Below are 17106 nucleotides of genomic sequence, written 5' to 3'. Positions count from 1 at the left end.
GTTCTTCCTTCTTCCTTCTTCCCTCTTCCTTCTTCCTTCCAACCTTAACTTTGTCTGCCGCCCTTGCCACGCTTGGAAGATTTGCGGCGGCGCCGAACGATTAAAGAGTCGCTGCGCTTGTTTTTGGTTCGAGTCTTGGCACCCAATGCTGGTTTGCCCCAAGGACTGACGGGGCCTGGACGCCCGATGGGCGCTCTGCCCTCGCCACCACCGTGCGGGTGATCTACCGGGTTCATGGCGCTACCACGAACTGTTGGTCTGCGGCCTTTCCAGCGGGTGCGACCAGCTTTGCCGAGGCTGATGTTTCTGGCGTCTGTGTTGCCAACTTGACCGATCGTAGCGTAGCAGTCGGCGCGGACTTTGCGTTGTTCACCGGATGGCAGTTTGAGGGTGACGTAGCTACCTTCTTTTGCCATTAGCTGAGCGCTGGAGCCTGCGGAACGGACGATTTGTCCGCCTTTACCTGGTACTAGCTCGACGTTGTGGATGCTGGTACCGAGGGGAATGTTTTTCAGGGGTAGAGCGTTGCCGATTTCGATCGGCGCGTCTGGGCCTGAGACAATTACTGTACCGACGGCTAAGTTCAGCGGGTGCAGGATGTACCGTTTTTCGCCGTCTTTGTAGAACAGGAGGGCGATGCGGGCGTTGCGGTTGGGGTCATATTCGATCGCGCTGACGGTAGCAGGGATGCTGTGCTTGTCGCGGCGGAAGTCGATCGTTCTATAAAGCCGTTTGTGACCGCCTCCCCGGTGGCGACAGGTAATGACGCCTCGGTTGTTGCGGCCTTGTTTGGTGTGCTTATTGCTGGTTAGAGACTTTTCTGGTTCTGATCTCGTAATTTCAGCAAAGTCCGAGACGGTCTTTTCTCGGGTGCTGGAGGTATAAGGTCGGTAAGAACGAATGCCCATAATCGATTTTAGATTTTAGATTTTAGACTTGGGATTTTGGACTTTGCGGTTTTAGATTTTAGATTTGGGATTAGTCAGTTAACTTGGCAGTTTCCTAGATGGGGAATTTGCACCAGCTAACTGCAATTCTTTAATCTAAAATCTAAAATCCAAAATTGGCTAAACTTCTGGGAATAGGAGTTTGCGGATCGAGTCTCCGTCTAGCAAAGTGACGGTTGCTCGCTTGTAACAAGGTTTAAAACCGACAAATTTACCAACTCGACGCTTTTTGCGCGGCGGGTTTTGGGTATTGACAGCGGTGACTTTAACCTTAAATAGCTCTTCGATTGCAGCTTTGATTTGAGGTTTGGTCGCTTTCGGGGCTACGTCGAATGTGAATTGATTTAATTCCATCATTCGGGTAGCTTTCTCGGTGAGAATCGGGCGCTGGATCAAATCTGCGTAGTCGCGTGGGTCGATTTTACTCACCGTAAATCTCCTGAATTTTAGCTATGGCTGTAGATGTGACGATAATTTTGTCAGCCGCGAGAACGTCGTAAACATTCAGGGAAGTTGCCAAGATGACGTTGACTAATTCGATGTTGCGTCCTGACAAATAGACGTTAAGTTGCGGTTCTGGCAAGATTAACAGAACTTTTTTAGTTGGTTCGATACCCCAACGGGCGATCGCACTCAACAATTCTTTGCTTTTCGGTCTCGGAAATTGCTCTGCAAATTCTTCAACCACAATCATGTCTTCGGTACGACTGAAGAATGCTGTCCGCAGAGCGAGACGGCGTTCTTTTTTGTTCATTTTGACTTCAAAGTCTCTCGGCTTTGGCCCGAAGATAACACCGCCGCCCCGCCATAACGGAGAACGGATAGAACCTGCTCTGGCTCGACCTGTTCCTTTTTGACGCCAGGGTTTGCGGCCACCGCCTCTAACTTCCGCCCGAGTTTTGGTGCAAGCATTGCCTTGACGGGCGTTATTCATTTGCCGCGTCAATGCTCTGTGAACAACGTGAGACGCATTTTCTTCCTTGGCTACGCGAAGCTCTAAAGTTGTTTCTCCAACTTCTTCGCCTTGCCAATTTCGCACTACACAGTTAACCATATCTTTTGTCCTTTGTCTGTTGTTAGTTGTCTGTTATTAGTTGTTTTTTGTTAGTTGCCATTTGTTATTGGTTAATTGCTACTAATAACCAATAACCAATAACCAATAACTAATGACTACCACCCAACTTTTTTCTCAGGCACAACATTGACTAAGGCGCCAGCTTTTCCGGGAACTGCTCCCTTAATTAGCAACAGATTCTGCTCTGTATCCACCCGGACAATTGTTAGTTTGCGGACGGTGACTTGAACGTTGCCCATGCGTCCTGCCATTCTTTTACCAGGATAAACACGACCGGGAGTGGTTCCAGGCCCGATCGATCCAGGTTCGCGGTGATTTTTGGAACCGTGAGACATGGGGCCTCGTTTAAAGTTGTGGCGCTTTTGAAAGCCGGCAAAACCTTTACCGATGCTTGTACCGATGACATCTACTATCTGTCCCGGTGTAAAGGCATCAGCGTTTAGCTGTTGACCTAATTCAAAGGAACTGGTGTCTTCCAATCGGTATTCGTGCAAGTGGCGCAATGGATTCGCCCCCGACTTGGCAAGATGTCCCAATTCTGGCTTGTTGAGAGCCTTTGGTTTGACTTCACTGTATCCAATCTGAATGGCACCGTAGCCATCAGTTTGTTTGGTTTTGATTTGAGTTACTGTACAAGGCCCTGCTTTGATGACGGTGACGGGGATTGCTCTCCCTTCAGCGTCAAAGACTTGAGTCATGCCTAGTTTAGTGCCAAGAATGCCTACAGACACGGATTTTTTTCCTTTTATTTACGCAAGAGGTTTCGGATTGCGAAGTTTACGTCAATCCGCTTGCTCTTGTGCAGAAACATTTATTTCAGTGTTTCCGCAATTAACTGTTATCAACCAACAGCTTTCCTCGGTGTTTAAAATTTGAGTTTTAAATTTGGGAGCGAGCTTGTGGAAGTCTTGCAAGGGTTGAGATTCGTGGCTTTTCGCCTATTCGATCTCCGAGTTTGATTTCGGTCTTGCTTATTTGGGCTAGGACTTGAATAGTAATCTACTCAGTATCCTTTACAGCACCAGTTAACAATAGTATATGAAGTGTTGGTATTTGTCAAGGCCATTTTTGATAACTTTTTGCCTCAGCTTTAGGATTTATAATACTTTAAGCTCGCAACGGGCGATCGACCAAATTTAAAACCACAGGCAAGACAAATTTATGGGACTGATTACAACGGGCTCGGATATGATTCGGGATTTGGAAAAGTCGGGGTCGCTAGCCCTGTACGTTCCTTTAGAGGGAGGATTTGAGGGCCGTTACCTGCGGCGGCTGAGGGCAAAAGGCTATGGTGCGTACACGATTACGGCGCGGGGTTTGGGCGATTTGGCGATGTATTTGACTGGGGTTCACGGGGTGCGGCCGCCCCATTTGGGCAAGAAAACTACTGGGAATGAAGGGGCTGTTGGTTATACCTACTACGTGCCGCCGATGTTGAAAACTCAATTAGATAATTTGCCGCCGAAAGCAAAAGGATTGGTGCTCTGGATTATTGAAGGGCAGATTTTGTCGAGTCAGGAGATTGAGTATTTGACTGTTTTGCCGACGTTAGAACCGCGAGTTAAAATAGCAGTGGAGATGGGGGGCGATCGAGTTTTTAGCTGGAAGCCGCTTAAAGATGCTTTAGTTGCCGCTTAAATTCCGGTATTTGCGATCGCAAATCAACTAAAAAAACGCAGCGAGCAACGAAAGCTCCACAGCTTCGGCTCGCTGGTTTTCGATATTTTTGGTAAAAACTTAATTAACAGGAAAAATCCGATGCTTCAGAACCGCGATTATACAATCATCATTGACAAAAGCGGCAGTATGTACACCAAAGACCAGATGGGCGGGAAAAGTCGGTGGGCGCTGATACAAGAATCGACTGTTGCACTGGCGAATAAATGCGAAGAACTTGACCCTGATGGCATAACAGTTTATTTGTTCTCCGGTCGCTTCAAGCGGTACGAGAACGTCACCGCAGCTAAAGTCGTGCAAATATTCCTAGAAAACGAACCTTCCGGGACTACGAATTTGGCTGCGGTACTGCAAGACGCTCTCAACAGTTATTTTCAGCGCAAAGCATCCGCTAAGACTAAGCAAAATGGGGAAACCATATTAGTGGTGACGGACGGAGAACCGGACGATCGCAAAGAAGTGATGAAAACGATTATAGAGGCTTCGCGTCAGCTCGATCGAGATGAAGAGTTGGCGATTTCCTTCATTCAAGTAGGGAATGCCCCGGAAGCGACTAAGTTTCTCAAGATATTGGACGACGAACTGCAAAGCGCCGGAGCTAAATTCGATATTGTTGATACAGTAACGATGGATGATATTGAAGGAATGACCCTGACGGAAGTATTGCTGAATGCAATAACTGATTGAGGATGTGGGCAAATTTCGCGCGATTATATTTGTGCCTGGTTGCTGGGCAGCATTTTTTAGGGGGTTTTAAGTTATGGAATCGATCGATCGCCTGTTAGCTGAACTTAAGGCAGAGTATCAAGCATCTCAAAAACAAGCTGAGTTGAAAAGTCAGCCGCCGGTGCAAGCACAACCGCCTTTGCAACCAATAGCAGTGCGGTCAAATCAAGCATTAAAAACATCAGATCTAAATTTGTATGCTGGTGCTTTAGACAAGGATTTAGCTCAAATTAAGGCTGAGTACGAAGCACAAAATAAAGCTCAGGAAGTGGCTGCACAGGAAACGCTGTCTGCTGAGCATGAAGCACAAAATAAAGCTCAGGAAGTAACTTCCGTGGCAACTCGGCCCCCAGAAAAGGTCGCGGGGCCGGAGTTGGACGTACAAACGCACAGGCAAAAAGTCAGGCAAGCTCAGGTTTGGCTGAAAAAGTTAGATAAGAATTCGGATGAGAGATTTTGGTTCGATCAGTTTGCTTTTAAGTATGGTTCGAGGATCGATGCGGCGATCGACTATTTGCAAGCTGTGAGTCAGTTTGATTGAGCAAACTACACGGTATTCACAATTTGCAAGGACGGTTTTCGGTTAATTGCTATCCCTATTTGTAGTAAGGAGACGGCAGTGCCGTGTCCCTACAAATGGTCAAATAAATATCATTTGTAACACGCTGGATTCGGGAGACGGCAGTGCCTTGTCCCTACAAATGGTCAAATAAATATCATTTGTAACACGTGGGATTCGGGAGACGGCAGTGCCGTGTCCCTACAAATGGTCAAATAAATATCATTTGTAGGGACACAACACTGTTGTGTCCTTTGGCTGCGGCTACGTGGGATTGCCCTACACTGAATCTCTTGCTACAGATGTAGGATTCAACAAAAATAAAGCAGATCTTTTTGCTGTGCTTTCAGAGAGCTTAATTTGTTTGAACTCGACAATACCTTCAGCGATAAAAGAATCTCTCAAAGCAGCTTTTTCTCCGCTGTTAAAAACAGTTTCATAAAATACTTCGCGAATGCCAGCGGAAATGATTAATTTCAAACAATAAATGCAGGGTTCTAAAGTCACGTAAATGCTAGAACCGGCGGTAGATATGCCGTGTTTTGCAGCAGTGGCGATCGCATTTGCTTCAGCGTGAACCGCCCGCGATGGCAAAGTTTTGCTAGCGTCGCAACTGCTCAAACCGGGATAGCAGAAGCCTTGAGCCGTGCAGTGTACCGAACCTGACGGCGAACCGTTGTAACCAGTGGCTAAAACTTGCCTGTTTTTAGCGATTACCGCCCCTACGGGAAAAGCCAGACAAGTCGATCGAGTAGCGGCTAATTTTGCCAACATTAAGAAGTATTCGTCCCAAGTCGGTCTTTCTTCTTCTAAATTCATCGTCTGTCCTGAATGTATTGGTTGCTGGTTTTCAGACACTCTGCGGCCTTCTGCAATTCTATTCCCAAATAACCAATATGATCCGGTTGGATGGCCGGGGAAGCCGCACAAATTTCTCGCACTAACTTGAGAGGGTTTTTTCCAGAATAACAGGTGACAGCTTCGCCGCTGCCGGGGGTGGTTTGCGTGACAACTATCTGATTGTCGGCTACTTCAACTAAAAAATTGCCCGCTGCATCGAAAAAGTCTCGATCTTGGCAGATTTTAGCATATTGGGTTTGAATTAGTCGATCGGCATTTTCAAACGTATCATCATACAAGTGAGCCGATTGCGACAGCGTGATCAGCGGGCCCATTGTCAAATTGTAATCAGAACGCCTCGCAATTTCGTCGCGAATGTGCTGCTGCAAAGCGCGCAAACCCATGGCATTCGCCGGCCAAGCCGCAAACATATCGTTACTGCGGAGAGTTGCAGTTAGCGATAGTTCTGCGTCCACAACTCGCACCCAAATGTGATTTAAACAAGGACTGCCGCTGTGTTGGTGGTCGGAGGAACCGTCGGGTCTTCTGTTGATATTTCCGCCAGCATCCCACAAATTAATTACAGCACTTGCCGCATCAATTTCCTTAATTAGTTTGGTAATAACTTCTTCGATTTGGTCGCGTCCGAACCACGACCGCATCCGCTGGGCGTAGGTATATTTAATCCCTTCATTGTAGGGGGAATCTTCCAGCATTTGCGGTTTGTACTGTTCCAGGAAAGAACGGTCTAGTGGTAAGTAATTCGGTTCGGGAAAATAGAACTCCGGTGGTTCATCGGTAATTACTGCCATCAAATCGATTAGTTCTTGCCACTGTCCGTCATAACCAGTCGGCCGCAGGGTGCCGGTGGTTTTGATGCGGTGGATGATTTTTACCCAGGTTTCGGCGATCGTTTTGCCTTCGATTCTGTGTCCGTATTTCTGGCCGGGCAGTACAGTCGGGACGATTTCGACGATCGGAAAAGTTACGAGTTCTCCCCAAGGTTCAGCCGATTCTTTTTCCGAAAAAGACTTGACAAAAGTCACTGTTTCTGAAATTGATTTGGCTTCTTGCCATTGGATGGAATGACGCAATAGTTCTAAGGCTTCGGCGGCTATTTCAATATCGATGTAGCCAAAGATTGCAGATTTAATTAGCCAGCAATCTCTGCCAGTATCGCTTTTGCCTGCTTCAAAGCCGTTGCGAAAAAAGTCAATCAAGCACTCTGCTGCACCGGAATTGCGGTCTTCTTTGGTGGCATTGAGAATTACTAAAAAGCGGACGTGGGGATTGCACAGCAAGTTTCTAATTAAGAAGTTGATGCCGCGAGTAGGAGAGTACAGTTGTCCGATGACAGCAAATTCGTTGGGTTGTAAGTTTTTGCCCACCGCACTTTTTACCGTCCAGCCGCTGACAATCGCTGTTTGCCCGGTGCCGTTAGAGTCGATAGGAGCGTTACCACTCCTACCTCTCCTTCAGAGCCGGACGTGAGACTTTCACCTCATCCGGCTCCTTGATAATTCCATCCTTGTTATGGATACGATTCAAAACGGGTTACTGTCATAGTTCTTTTGGAGGGAACTATCGTTCGCCGTCTTTGTGTCGTGGCAATGTCTATGTAAAAGTTGAAGATTATCATAGGTGTTTTTCCCACCACTCGAAATCCGATTAACATGATCAACTTCTACAATATCCGTACTGGTAAAGTACGAACCACAGTGTGAACAGATACCCTTTTGTTTCTTGACTAAAGATGCAACTCTTTTAGGTGTATCTGGGCTTTCGCCACGTCGCTTACTCCAGTAAATCCAGTCTCCATCAAACGGACTAGCAACACCCTTGACTTTTGTATGCCTGACGATTGGCGTATTTGCATGGGTGAGTAATTCCAATCCATTTTCGGTACTGAAACACCAATTACGGTCGCCTGACTTTCGCCAATATTTCTCGATATTGATGTTCCCTTTTCCCCTGGTTTTTGCCCAAGCTCTTAATTTTTCCCATGTTAGATGGTCAACTTTTGAGAAGGTATCCTTACTAACGACTGTGGAGTAATAGTTTGACCATCCCCCGACGATTGGATTTAGCTTGCTAATCAGGGCAGCTTGGGGGGCATTTTTATGGGTGTCTATGACTTCGGCAATCTTGGTTAGATGTAGCTTTACCTTGGCTTTTGAAGGGGTGATTAGTGTTTTAAAACCTAACGGGATTCCGTTTGAACTCTTGGCGCTACGGTAGTTTCCTACTTTGTGCTGTTGTACATGGAATCCTAGAAACTCAAACCCAACATTACCGTTAATCTCAATAAGGGTGTGGGTTAATTTTGTTTTGCTTGGTTTTAACTCCAATCCCATATCATTCAACCACTCTGCTATTATCTCTTGGCATTTCTTGATTACGTTTAAATCCTCATGGATTATCACAAAATCATCAGCGTAACGGATTAGGCTAAGGGCGAAGCGATTTCTCGTTTTATCCCCTTTCCATGTCTCTGCGTACTGTTTTACTCTTTCTTCCATACCATGTAAGGCAATATTTGCAAGTAAAGGTGATATTACCCCGCCTTGTGGTGTACCATCATTGGTAGGGAATAAAGAACCCTGGTCACAGTACCCTGCCTTGAGCCAAGCTTTCAGTTGTCGGTTTAAGGTGGGGTATGTATTTATTTTTGAGATTAACGCTTCATGGTTTATACGGTCAAAGCATTTAGCTATATCAGCATCTAGCACATATTTGGCTTTTTGGTTGATACAGTTGTATATTGCTCCAATCGCATCGTGACAGGAACGCCCTGGTCTAAAACCATAACTGTTAGGCTCAAATTTTGCCTCCCATTCAGGTTCTAACGCTAGCTTAACTAGCGCTTGCAAAGCTCGGTCGTTGATTGTGGGTATTCCTAATGGTCTAGTTTCAGTCGTTCCAAGCTTGGGAATGTTCACCCTACGAGTGGGTTTTGCCTTACCTGTTAGCTTCAACTTTCCTACCAGGTTACTACGTTGCTTTGGGGTCAACGATTTAACGCCATCCACTCCAGCCGTATTTTTGCCCTGGTTGTCTTGTGTTACCCTACGAACTGCGATACACTTTGCAGACCATGACCTAATCAGGGTCTTCTGAAGTTTGCGAACTGCTTTAACATCACCACGTTCACTCGCTTGGAATATTCTCTTTTGCAACTTAAAAGTTACCCTTTCTAGCTTGTGCCAATTCAGGTCTTTCCACTCCACCGTCTGATTATTCAGCGTATTAGATTTATTCATTGCTACTTGTTTTATTCCTTTGGAATTACCGTGTATCCGTCAGCATATCCTTACCATTACAGCAAGGCATTCGCTTCTGATACAATCCCGCCCCTAACTATCATTCGTTAGCTACTTACTGGTTATCGACCTTTCCCAGAGATAATTAGGGGTTACTTCGTTCCGATTACACATTTATTGAGTCTTTAGCGTGATACTGTCCACCGGGGTTACGGGCAGTGCTTATAAGTCAGATTTGCAGCTACTTATGCCCTATCCTTGCCTTTTGGCTTGGTGTTAATCAGTCTTTACCGCGTTTTTCAACGGTTTTATCCATGATTTAGCCATTACACCATTTCAATTAACGATGGTTCCAACGCATCTTTGCTTTCGCTACGCATGGACTCTTGCTCGACAGTTACCGGGTTTGGCTCCTAATAGTTCTGCCTTTTATCCCCGCTTTAGTCTGATGGTTGCTACCCAATAAACTAGGGGATATGCTTTCACCGCTGCACTTGCGGGGTAGGACTTGACTCACAGAGTCTCACCTACAAATGTAACCAGTTGTCACCAGTCTCATCAACTGGGCTAACCTTCCCATAAGTCTTTTAGCTTATTTTGGGTTAAACGAATCGCACGCAAATTAATTGATTTGGTTTGTATAGGGGTTTGTACTCAAATTTATTTTCGAGAGTTATTGCTGTCATAGTTCACCGTTACTTGCGCCGGATACTACTATATCAAGACTGCGGAATCTTTGATAATTTTATTTTAACAAATTCCTCAAGCCAACAATTCACTAACTGCGACGCTAAAACCCGCAAGTATAGTTTGAGTATTAACAACTTCATTCGCATTAAACAAACGCCAGCCTTGGCCTGCATTCACAAATACTAATCTCGCTTCAGGAAATAGCAGCCAGATTTCCTGACAGCCTGACTCCAAATATTCTTGAGCTTTAGCAAATAATTCCTCGGCGCTGTCTTCCGGCGAAGCAACTTCGGCAATTAGGGGGAAACCTTGGGAAAACGCTCTAAAATTGCCTGATTGTGGCAGCAGTTCAGGAGTAAGGTAAGCGACATCGGGACGGCGGCCCTGTTTAGCAGTTCGGCAAAGTGTTTCTATAATAACTTCTCATCCCTGTCCGCTGGAATCTTTGTAATTTCCCCAGTAAGTGGATAGCTTCGATTGAGCCAAACCGTGTTTAAATGTCATGCCTGTTTTCTCTACTAAGTTACCGTCAACCCATTCCATTCTCTCCGGCGGGTTGACGAGAAATTCTTCTAAAGATATAGCATCTTTGGGTTGTATTTCTTCGGATATTTCTGGTAGTTTTTTAGATGTTTCTGGTAAGATTAAAGTAGCTGTCATCGCGGTTGCCTCGCTTTACTCAAATATTAAAATAAGTAAGTGGGTACAAATAAATATAACGTGGGAAGGGCGGGTTTTGCAACGATAAACTCGCTCGTAGTATAAATCGTTAGCTAAACCCGCCCCTACAATTTGCCGCAAAATATTATTGTTTTTTTGTACTTACCTACTTAAATACTTATACTCAATAAACGCTCAATTACAATGATACTCTCAAACCGTTTTGCTGAAGCCCTCACCTATGCCGCCGAATTGCACGCAACTCAAATCCGTAAAGGTTCCGGTGTTCCGTATATCGCTCATTTGTTGGGTACTGCTAGTATAGCTTTGGAATATGGGGCAAATGAAGATGAGGCGATCGCAGCTTTGCTTCATGATGCAATCGAAGATCAAGGCGGGCCCACCACCCGCGAAGCCATCCGCCAACGCTTTGGCGATACTGTGACAGCGATTGTAGACGGCTGTACCGACAGCGATGCGACGCCGAAACCCCCTTGGCGCGATCGCAAACAAGCTTATATCGATCGCATTCTCACAGCTTCTAGCTCGGTCAGATTAGTCTCGGCGGCTGATAAACTCTATAATGTGCGATCGATCCTGAAAGACTCGCGTCAAGTGGGCGACTCAGTTTGGGAACGCTTCAAAGGCGGCAAAGACGGTTCTCTCTGGTACTATCGTTCTTTGGTAGAAGCATTCCGCCAAGCTGAATCAACGCCTCTAGTTGAAGAATTAGACCGCACACTTTTAGAATTGGAACAGTTTTCTAAAGGCTGAAGGTAAAAAGCACTAATTACCAGTTACCAATTACAATTAAAAAATGGCAAATGTTCGCTTAGAAAATATTACCCGACGCTACCAAAACGTCACCGCGATCGAAAATATCAGCTTCAAAATCCCGGACGGGGAATTTTGGGTATTAGTCGGGCCTTCCGGCTGCGGAAAGTCTACAATTATGCGGACAATTGCAGGTTTGGAAACAGCAACTTCCGGCAATCTTTATATTGGAGATAATTTAGTTAACAACATTCCGGCGAGACAGCGCGATGTCGCAATGGTGTTTCAAAATTACGCGCTTTATCCGCACATGACTGTCGCAGAAAATCTGGCTTTTGGATTGCGGATGCGGAATGTTGACTCGACTAAAATTCAAGAACGAGTCGAAATTGTAGCCCGATCGCTCTCGATCGACCACCTGCTCAACCGCAAGCCCAAACAGCTATCAGGCGGACAGCAGCAGCGGGTAGCACTCGGAAGGGCGATCGCCCGCGAACCGAAAGTATTCCTCCTAGACGAACCGCTTTCCAACCTCGATGCTCAACTGCGAGACGACACTAGGGCCGAAGTTAAACAACTGCATCAACGGCTGGGAATTACCACAGTTTATGTCACCCACGACCAAGTGGAAGCGATGACTTTAGCTGATAAGATTGTAGTCTTAGATGGGGGAAAGATTCAACAAATTGGAGACCCGCAAAGTATTTATGCTAAACCTGCTAACCGGATGGTTGCAACTTTTTTAGGCAATCCGGCTATGAACATTTTGCCCGCAATTTATGCTAACGAATCTTTCCAAGTAGGAAGTCAATCTTTAGCCTGTCCGCCATCGCTTCAGAAAAGATTGCAACCCAGCGAAGGACAAGCATTTGATTTGGGCATTCGTCCAGAAAATATAGAAATCTTTACGTCTCAAACAGCAGCAGACGATGATTTGAAAATAGATGTTTGGGCCTTAGAAAAAGTGCCTCTTGATCTAGAGGTAAAAGTAGTGGAACCTCTGGGGCGAGAAACTTTAATTCGGGCGAGTTTGCCTTTGTTGAGCGCTGAAACTACTATACAGTTGCAAGTACCTGCGAGTGTTCGTTTGCGTCCGGGCGATCGGCTGACGGTACAGCTTGACTTCGATCGACTATTCGTATTTGACCCATCCACCGGTGAGGCGCTGTATCCTTGACAGTTGACAGTTGACAGTTGACAGTTGACAGTTGACAGTTGACCCTTGAGGGCGACCTCTACCTGGAAGTCCGAGGATTCAAGTAATGAATAGTCTTGTTTTAATTTCTCGCCTTTAAGGGTGGAGGCTTTAAACCAATTCTTTCTGGTAAATTGGATTCTATCTCAAATTTTGAATGTATAGTATTGGACGCGCGACCTCACAAACCCGGTTTCTTCCTGTATTTCTCGTTCCTCGTCGCAAATTTTTCGGAGAAACCGGGTTTCTAGCTCCCCCATGCCTCCAGGACTGATAGACTGATCCTTGCAGTGGGGATGTTTCGACCGCTCGTTACAAAACTTTACACTTGACATTTATCAATTCGCGAAGTAATGATACAATAAGCATTGCTCGAAAAAAAAGCATCCCCCCAAAGGCTGATTTTTCCTGAAGCGGGGGATCGCGATCGACAAATTCGCATCTTCCAACTTAGAAGCGGCAAGCTTGCGGCCTTGGGAGCAACTCGCGAACCAAAAACTCCGAAAAAACGTTCTAGCGGCATTTTTTAGATGAATCCCGACAACCTGCCTCAAATGCTGCAAACAGGATTTCACCTAACTTTAGGTGCAACTTCCTTTTTAATTGAGACATTGCAAGATCCCGTGAAGCGAGAAGAAAATCTCGACAAACTCAGACAGCCAGATTTAGGTGGGCTCGCGGATGAGTTGCTGGAAAAAGGGGAAATGACCGATCGAGAAGCGCGGAATTTTGTCGATACTATTTTCTCTCAACCGGGCGATCGGGAGAATGCAGAAAGCGAATCCGTCTCGCATCAGCAATCGGATACAGGGACTGACACTCCTCCCGAGTCGGTTGTACAACCAGACGTAAAAGAGATTCAAGAATTAACTGCACAGATGGCAGCGCTGAGGGCCGAATTGGAAAATTTGCGCGCCGAAAATTCCCAGGGTTAAAGAATCAAGCATCTTTAACACAGCCGGAGTTTACTTGCAAACTTGCTTGCAGACTTATTTGACAGAACAAAACTTTAGTCATTGTCCCAGTTTTCAGTACCGATCAGGTCGGCGATGCGATCGCGCAGCAAGAAGTCGCATTTTTCGAGTTCTCCCTCAACGCAAGACCATTCTCGGGGCGGGATGAACTGACAAAGCGTGTAGATAGGCTGTTGCCGGCTCAGTATGCCCTCGTGCACGAGGTGGCGCGCTTCATCCTGGATAACATCTAAAGAGTAGTGGAGTTGGTGAATAGTTGACTGAATCATAATGCGCCCTCAAGGTTTTACTAAAAAAATTTATGGCCCTGGTAATAATATAGTCCAAACTTCCGAATATGTAAGTTATTTTTTTTTCTGTATACAGAGATACTATTCACTGGTCAATTTAAAAAAGTTATAATAATCATCAGTAAGGGATCAGATCTGTTTTTGGATCTTGAGACGCGGTACATTTTTTATGCTAACAGGCTGAGCTGCTGCAAAGCTCTATTCAGGACTTAGGAGTCCGCGCCCGATTCCCGGTTTCTGGATGCTGCGTCGCAATCAGCAAAACTTCTGGCGAGAAACCGGGTCGATCAATTTAAGTCCTGACGCAGCAAAGGAAAGATTCAAGAGTCCAGCAACTCAAGCATTCCCCGTTTTGTGATCAATGCCGAACAGCAATTCTAGTGCCAAAGATTGCGCTGCCGGCATCTGCCCGAAACAAAATACATAAGGAATACTCGGTGGCAAGTGTGGCAAAAATTGCTCTAAAACGTAGGGACTTCCGTAAATTACCACAGCTTGCAGTTCTCCCGTCCTCAATAATTTCTTAAACCAATCTTGAGCTGCTTCGGTCAAACCAGCACTGCCTCGGAAGCAATTGCCGCGAATGAAAATTTGCAGCAGTGTCGGAGAAAAATGCTCTGTACCTGCTGCATTATGAACGATCGCGCCTGTGCGATCGTCAATTAGTTGTAATTCGTAACCAAACTCTTCGGGCCGGGCGATCGCCGGAGTGTGTTTGCCCAAAAACTCGCAACCCAAAACATCATCTACAACAATCAAATTCCGCAAAAACTGGTTTTCTGAGGGCTGTTTCGCTACTAAAGGTAGATTTCCCCCAAATTTCAAAGAATCTCGCAAAATATCGACAGCCGTTGCCCTTGCCTCTGGATTTGCCAGCAAACTTAAGTCGATCGACTCGATCGACATTGAATCTGCTGCTTTTTCCTTTTCCTTTATTAACAAACCCACCTTAATTTTTGCTTCCCAAATTCGCTTGACAGATTCCTTGATTTGTGCAATAGAAATCCGCCCTTGAGTAACAGCTTCGCAGACAGCCAGAATCGCCGCTTCCGGGTCAAGCGGCATCAGCAAAACATCAGCACCAGCCTCAGCAGCCAAAACCGCAGCTTCATTAGCACCATACTTATTGGCGATCGCACCCATCACCAAAGCATCAGTCACGATCAAACCATCAAATCCCAACTCTTGGCGCAACTTCCCAATCAAAATTTTGCGAGAAAGAGTAGCAGGAAACTGGTCATCCCAAGCCGGAATCAGCAAGTGGGCGCTCATCACAGCATCGACCCCAGCGGCGATCGCCTCAACAAAAGGCGGCAACTCAACAGCAGCCAATCTCGCTGGCGAATGCGGCAAAACCGGCAATTCCAAGTGAGAATCAACCGCCGTATCTCCATGACCGGGAAAATGCTTAGCTGTAGTCAAAACCGGGTGCCCAAGAGCGCCGCGAATAAAAGCACTTGCCAATTTGCCGACAATTTCCGATGTCTCGCCAAAAGCGCGGACGTTAATCACAGGATTGTCGGGATTGTTGTTAACATCGACGACTGGTGCGAGAATCCAATTTAGACCGATCGCCCTAGCTTCGATCGCAGTCACAGATCCCATTTGTTCGGCATATCGATCGGCTTTAAGAGCATCGCGCCGCGCAATTTCAGCAATCGCCATCGGCGGCCCAAACCAAGTCGCCCCGGCGAACCGCTGGCCGACACCTTCTTCAATATCAGCAGCCAGCAGCAGCGGAAATTTGGCCCAAGACTGCAATTGGTGCGATCGAACTGCCAACTCCGCAGCACTTCCCCCCACCAAAATCACCCCACCCACGCCCAACTTTTCCAGATAATAACGGAGTTTGCTAGCCGTTGGTTCCCATTCGGGATAGCGAATTTGGTGGTCGAACAAGCAGCCAGAAGCACGCACCACGAACATCTGGGCTACCAGTTCGGGTAAGGAAAGATTGTCAATCATGGGTAATTGGGAAATTGGGAAATTGGGAATCGGAAATTGGGAATCGGGAATCGGGAATCGGGAATCGGGAATTGGGAATTGGGAATTGGGAATTGGGAATTGGGAAATTGGGAATCGGGAATTGGGAATTGGGCAATTCTCCCAATCTCCCCGTCTCCCCCTCAAAATCCATCCGTTACATCCGTTACCGAATCCGTTGCCGAACTTCCTTCAATCGGGACTTTCATCCTCAGCCAATTCTTCGTCACCATCTAGAATATCCGGTTTGCGATCGATAGAAAGCTGATTTAGCAGTGTCAGCATTTTATCGCCGCGTTCCAAAGAACGGTCTTCGAGAAATATCACTTCCGGCGTGCGGCGCAGTTGCACCCGTTGGCCCAACTGGTTGCGGACGTAGCTAGTTGCAGATTTCAAACCCTCCATAGTCTCGGCCTTCGCCTCATCAGTACCGTAGATACTGACAAAAACCTTTGTATGCTGAAGGTCTCCCGAAACAATCACATCGGTAACGCTAACCATACCCGCACCTACGCGATCGTCCTTGATTCCATTCAGCAACATCAGGCTGACTTCGCGTTTAATCATTGAAGCTACACGCTCAATGCGACGATTTGTAGCCATATCAACTATCCCCTACTTTCATATCAGCCATTGTCTATCAATTCTTAGTTTGGCACAAAGCTGTCAGAGGAAGTTCTGCCAAAAGTGCGCCACAATGAATTCTGACTACCCTAGCCGTGTCCCGATCGCCAATAAAAACATAAAAGCTATGGAAAAAGAATTTACAATTGGTCAAAAAGTCCGAGTTGTGGCGATGCCGCCATACGTCAAAACTGCCGAACCGATGCCGGTGCTGCGGGCTGCGAATGTAATTGCGATCGGCGCTGAGGGTGTTGTGCTCGATCGGCGTCCCGGCAATTATTGGGGCATTCGCTTTGAAAAAGGTGCTTTTCTCTTAGACAGTCAGTACATCGAAGCTGTGGAAACTACTGTAGAAGGTAATGGGTAATGGGTAATGGGGAATGGGGAATTGATATCACTTTTGATAGGAGCGGGAAGCCCCGGGCTAACTCTATGGGTCGTCTGCGGTTGCGGTTTCAACCGCCTTTAATATACAGGCTCTCAGAAAAATGAGGTGTTGATTAATTAATTAACTATTCCTCAATTCCCAATTCTTTAATCGTTCTCCTCTCTTCGGCTCCACCCTGGCGCAGGCCGAAGTCTCACGCCGAAGTCGCAAATCTAAAATCTAAATCAGTACCTGATATACCTGCATAGCTTGGGTTAGCTAAGGGTGTCCCCATAGAACTCTTTAGCGTTAGCTTTTGCGAGGGACACGGAAAGCAATCGCGGAGACTTTCTTTGGTTCTCAATTAACAGCAGGTGCGGGGGAAGCAATTACCTTTTCAACCCAAGCATCATATTGTCATATACCTGAAAAAGACTATATTCCTTAAATCCTCTTGACAAACCC

Annotated in this window: 20 protein-coding genes and 1 pseudogene; 9 read left to right on the top strand and 12 right to left on the bottom strand. The window is 46.3% G+C overall.

Annotation, left to right across the window (positions count from 1 at the left end):
* Nucleotides 1-44 precede the first annotated feature (44 nt).
* From rplB to rplC, 4 genes are all read right to left on the bottom strand, one after another.
* Complete coding sequence (gene rplB / locus QUB68_RS13990; protein ID WP_332993279.1) at nucleotides 45-908, bottom strand: 50S ribosomal protein L2; 864 nt, start codon at nucleotides 906-908, stop codon at nucleotides 45-47.
* A gap of 159 nt (nucleotides 909-1067) precedes the next feature.
* Complete coding sequence (locus tag QUB68_RS13985) at nucleotides 1068-1376, bottom strand: 50S ribosomal protein L23 (protein WP_265233172.1); 309 nt, start codon at nucleotides 1374-1376, stop codon at nucleotides 1068-1070.
* On the bottom strand, nucleotides 1369-2001 hold the full coding sequence (gene rplD, locus QUB68_RS13980; RefSeq protein WP_332993277.1) for a 50S ribosomal protein L4: 633 nt from the start codon (nucleotides 1999-2001) through the stop codon (nucleotides 1369-1371). Before rplD ends, QUB68_RS13985 begins: the two co-directional genes overlap by 8 nt.
* Before the next feature lie 116 nt (nucleotides 2002-2117).
* Nucleotides 2118-2753, bottom strand: coding sequence for a 50S ribosomal protein L3 (rplC, locus tag QUB68_RS13975; RefSeq protein ID WP_332993276.1), 636 nt, complete (start codon nucleotides 2751-2753; stop codon nucleotides 2118-2120).
* Between the two features lie 430 nt (nucleotides 2754-3183).
* Here rplC and QUB68_RS13970 point away from each other — a divergent pair, with 430 nt between their 5' ends.
* From QUB68_RS13970 to QUB68_RS13960, 3 genes are all read left to right on the top strand, one after another.
* Nucleotides 3184-3660: an NAD(P)H-quinone oxidoreductase subunit N gene (locus QUB68_RS13970; protein ID WP_332993273.1), complete on the top strand. Its 477-nt coding sequence runs from the start codon at nucleotides 3184-3186 to the stop codon at nucleotides 3658-3660.
* Between the two features lie 120 nt (nucleotides 3661-3780).
* The gene (locus QUB68_RS13965) at nucleotides 3781-4386 is read left to right on the top strand and encodes a vWA domain-containing protein (protein WP_332993270.1); all 606 of its coding nucleotides are present in this window, start codon (nucleotides 3781-3783) and stop codon (nucleotides 4384-4386) included.
* Nucleotides 4387-4459: 73 nt separating this feature from the next.
* On the top strand, nucleotides 4460-4966 hold the full coding sequence (locus tag QUB68_RS13960; protein ID WP_332993267.1) for a salt stress protein, Slr1339 family: 507 nt from the start codon (nucleotides 4460-4462) through the stop codon (nucleotides 4964-4966).
* Nucleotides 4967-5263: 297 nt separating this feature from the next.
* On the opposite strand, the gene QUB68_RS13955 is transcribed toward QUB68_RS13960, so the two are convergent.
* The 5 genes and pseudogenes from QUB68_RS13955 to QUB68_RS13935 all read right to left on the bottom strand — a co-directional run bounded on the left by QUB68_RS13955 (nucleotide 5264) and on the right by QUB68_RS13935 (nucleotide 10434).
* Nucleotides 5264-5803: a deoxycytidylate deaminase gene (locus QUB68_RS13955; protein ID WP_332993264.1), complete on the bottom strand. Its 540-nt coding sequence runs from the start codon at nucleotides 5801-5803 to the stop codon at nucleotides 5264-5266.
* Nucleotides 5800-7212: a thymidylate synthase gene (locus QUB68_RS13950; protein ID WP_332993262.1), complete on the bottom strand. Its 1413-nt coding sequence runs from the start codon at nucleotides 7210-7212 to the stop codon at nucleotides 5800-5802. Before QUB68_RS13950 ends, QUB68_RS13955 begins: the two co-directional genes overlap by 4 nt.
* Nucleotides 7213-7288: 76 nt before the next feature.
* A pseudogene (gene ltrA, locus QUB68_RS13945) lies at nucleotides 7289-9084 on the bottom strand (group II intron reverse transcriptase/maturase).
* Nucleotides 9085-9846: 762 nt separating this feature from the next.
* The gene (locus QUB68_RS13940; RefSeq protein WP_332993401.1) at nucleotides 9847-10188 is read right to left on the bottom strand and encodes a Uma2 family endonuclease; all 342 of its coding nucleotides are present in this window, start codon (nucleotides 10186-10188) and stop codon (nucleotides 9847-9849) included.
* 9 nt (nucleotides 10189-10197) lie between these two features.
* Nucleotides 10198-10434: a hypothetical protein gene (locus QUB68_RS13935; protein ID WP_332993261.1), complete on the bottom strand. Its 237-nt coding sequence runs from the start codon at nucleotides 10432-10434 to the stop codon at nucleotides 10198-10200.
* Nucleotides 10435-10638: 204 nt separating this feature from the next.
* Here QUB68_RS13935 and QUB68_RS13930 point away from each other — a divergent pair, with 204 nt between their 5' ends.
* The 4 genes from QUB68_RS13930 to QUB68_RS13915 all read left to right on the top strand — a co-directional run bounded on the left by QUB68_RS13930 (nucleotide 10639) and on the right by QUB68_RS13915 (nucleotide 13338).
* Nucleotides 10639-11208, top strand: coding sequence for an HD domain-containing protein (locus QUB68_RS13930; RefSeq protein ID WP_332993258.1), 570 nt, complete (start codon nucleotides 10639-10641; stop codon nucleotides 11206-11208).
* 43 nt (nucleotides 11209-11251) lie between these two features.
* Nucleotides 11252-12385 (top strand): ABC transporter ATP-binding protein, encoded by a 1134-nt coding sequence (locus QUB68_RS13925; protein WP_332993255.1) that lies wholly within the window; start codon nucleotides 11252-11254, stop codon nucleotides 12383-12385.
* Nucleotides 12386-12771: 386 nt separating this feature from the next.
* A complete protein-coding gene (locus QUB68_RS13920) occupies nucleotides 12772-12933 on the top strand; it encodes a hypothetical protein (protein ID WP_332993253.1) in 162 nt (53 codons plus the stop codon).
* Complete coding sequence (locus QUB68_RS13915; protein ID WP_332993252.1) at nucleotides 12934-13338, top strand: hypothetical protein; 405 nt, start codon at nucleotides 12934-12936, stop codon at nucleotides 13336-13338.
* A 74-nt stretch (nucleotides 13339-13412) separates the two neighbouring features.
* Here the strand turns inward: QUB68_RS13915 and QUB68_RS13910 are convergent, their stop codons facing one another.
* Together QUB68_RS13910 and QUB68_RS13905 are read right to left on the bottom strand one after the other, a co-directional pair.
* Nucleotides 13413-13646: a DUF4327 family protein gene (locus tag QUB68_RS13910; RefSeq protein ID WP_332993249.1), complete on the bottom strand. Its 234-nt coding sequence runs from the start codon at nucleotides 13644-13646 to the stop codon at nucleotides 13413-13415.
* A 357-nt stretch (nucleotides 13647-14003) separates the two neighbouring features.
* Nucleotides 14004-15632, bottom strand: coding sequence for a glycoside hydrolase family 3 protein (locus QUB68_RS13905; protein WP_332993247.1), 1629 nt, complete (start codon nucleotides 15630-15632; stop codon nucleotides 14004-14006).
* 6 nt (nucleotides 15633-15638) lie between these two features.
* Here QUB68_RS13905 and QUB68_RS13900 point away from each other — a divergent pair, with 6 nt between their 5' ends.
* Nucleotides 15639-15887 carry a hypothetical protein gene (locus tag QUB68_RS13900; RefSeq protein WP_332993245.1) on the top strand — a complete coding sequence of 83 codons (249 nt, stop codon included), beginning with the start codon at nucleotides 15639-15641 and terminating at the stop codon, nucleotides 15885-15887.
* On the opposite strand, the gene rbfA is transcribed toward QUB68_RS13900, so the two are convergent.
* The gene (gene rbfA, locus QUB68_RS13895; RefSeq protein WP_332993242.1) at nucleotides 15843-16253 is read right to left on the bottom strand and encodes a 30S ribosome-binding factor RbfA; all 411 of its coding nucleotides are present in this window, start codon (nucleotides 16251-16253) and stop codon (nucleotides 15843-15845) included. The two genes, QUB68_RS13900 and rbfA, sit on opposite strands and share 45 nt — an antisense overlap.
* Nucleotides 16254-16401: 148 nt before the next feature.
* On the opposite strand from rbfA, the gene sipA reads away from it, so the two are divergent.
* Nucleotides 16402-16641 carry a regulatory protein SipA gene (gene sipA / locus QUB68_RS13890; RefSeq protein WP_332993240.1) on the top strand — a complete coding sequence of 80 codons (240 nt, stop codon included), beginning with the start codon at nucleotides 16402-16404 and terminating at the stop codon, nucleotides 16639-16641.
* The last annotated feature ends 465 nt before the right edge of the window (nucleotides 16642-17106 follow it).

Origin of the sequence: Microcoleus sp. A006_D1, assembly GCF_036702805.1 — a bacterium.
Lineage (GTDB): Bacteria > Cyanobacteriota > Cyanobacteriia > Cyanobacteriales > Microcoleaceae > Microcoleus.
Note: the sequence above shows the minus strand (reverse complement) of the source record. Positions and strands in the feature narration are given on the sequence as shown.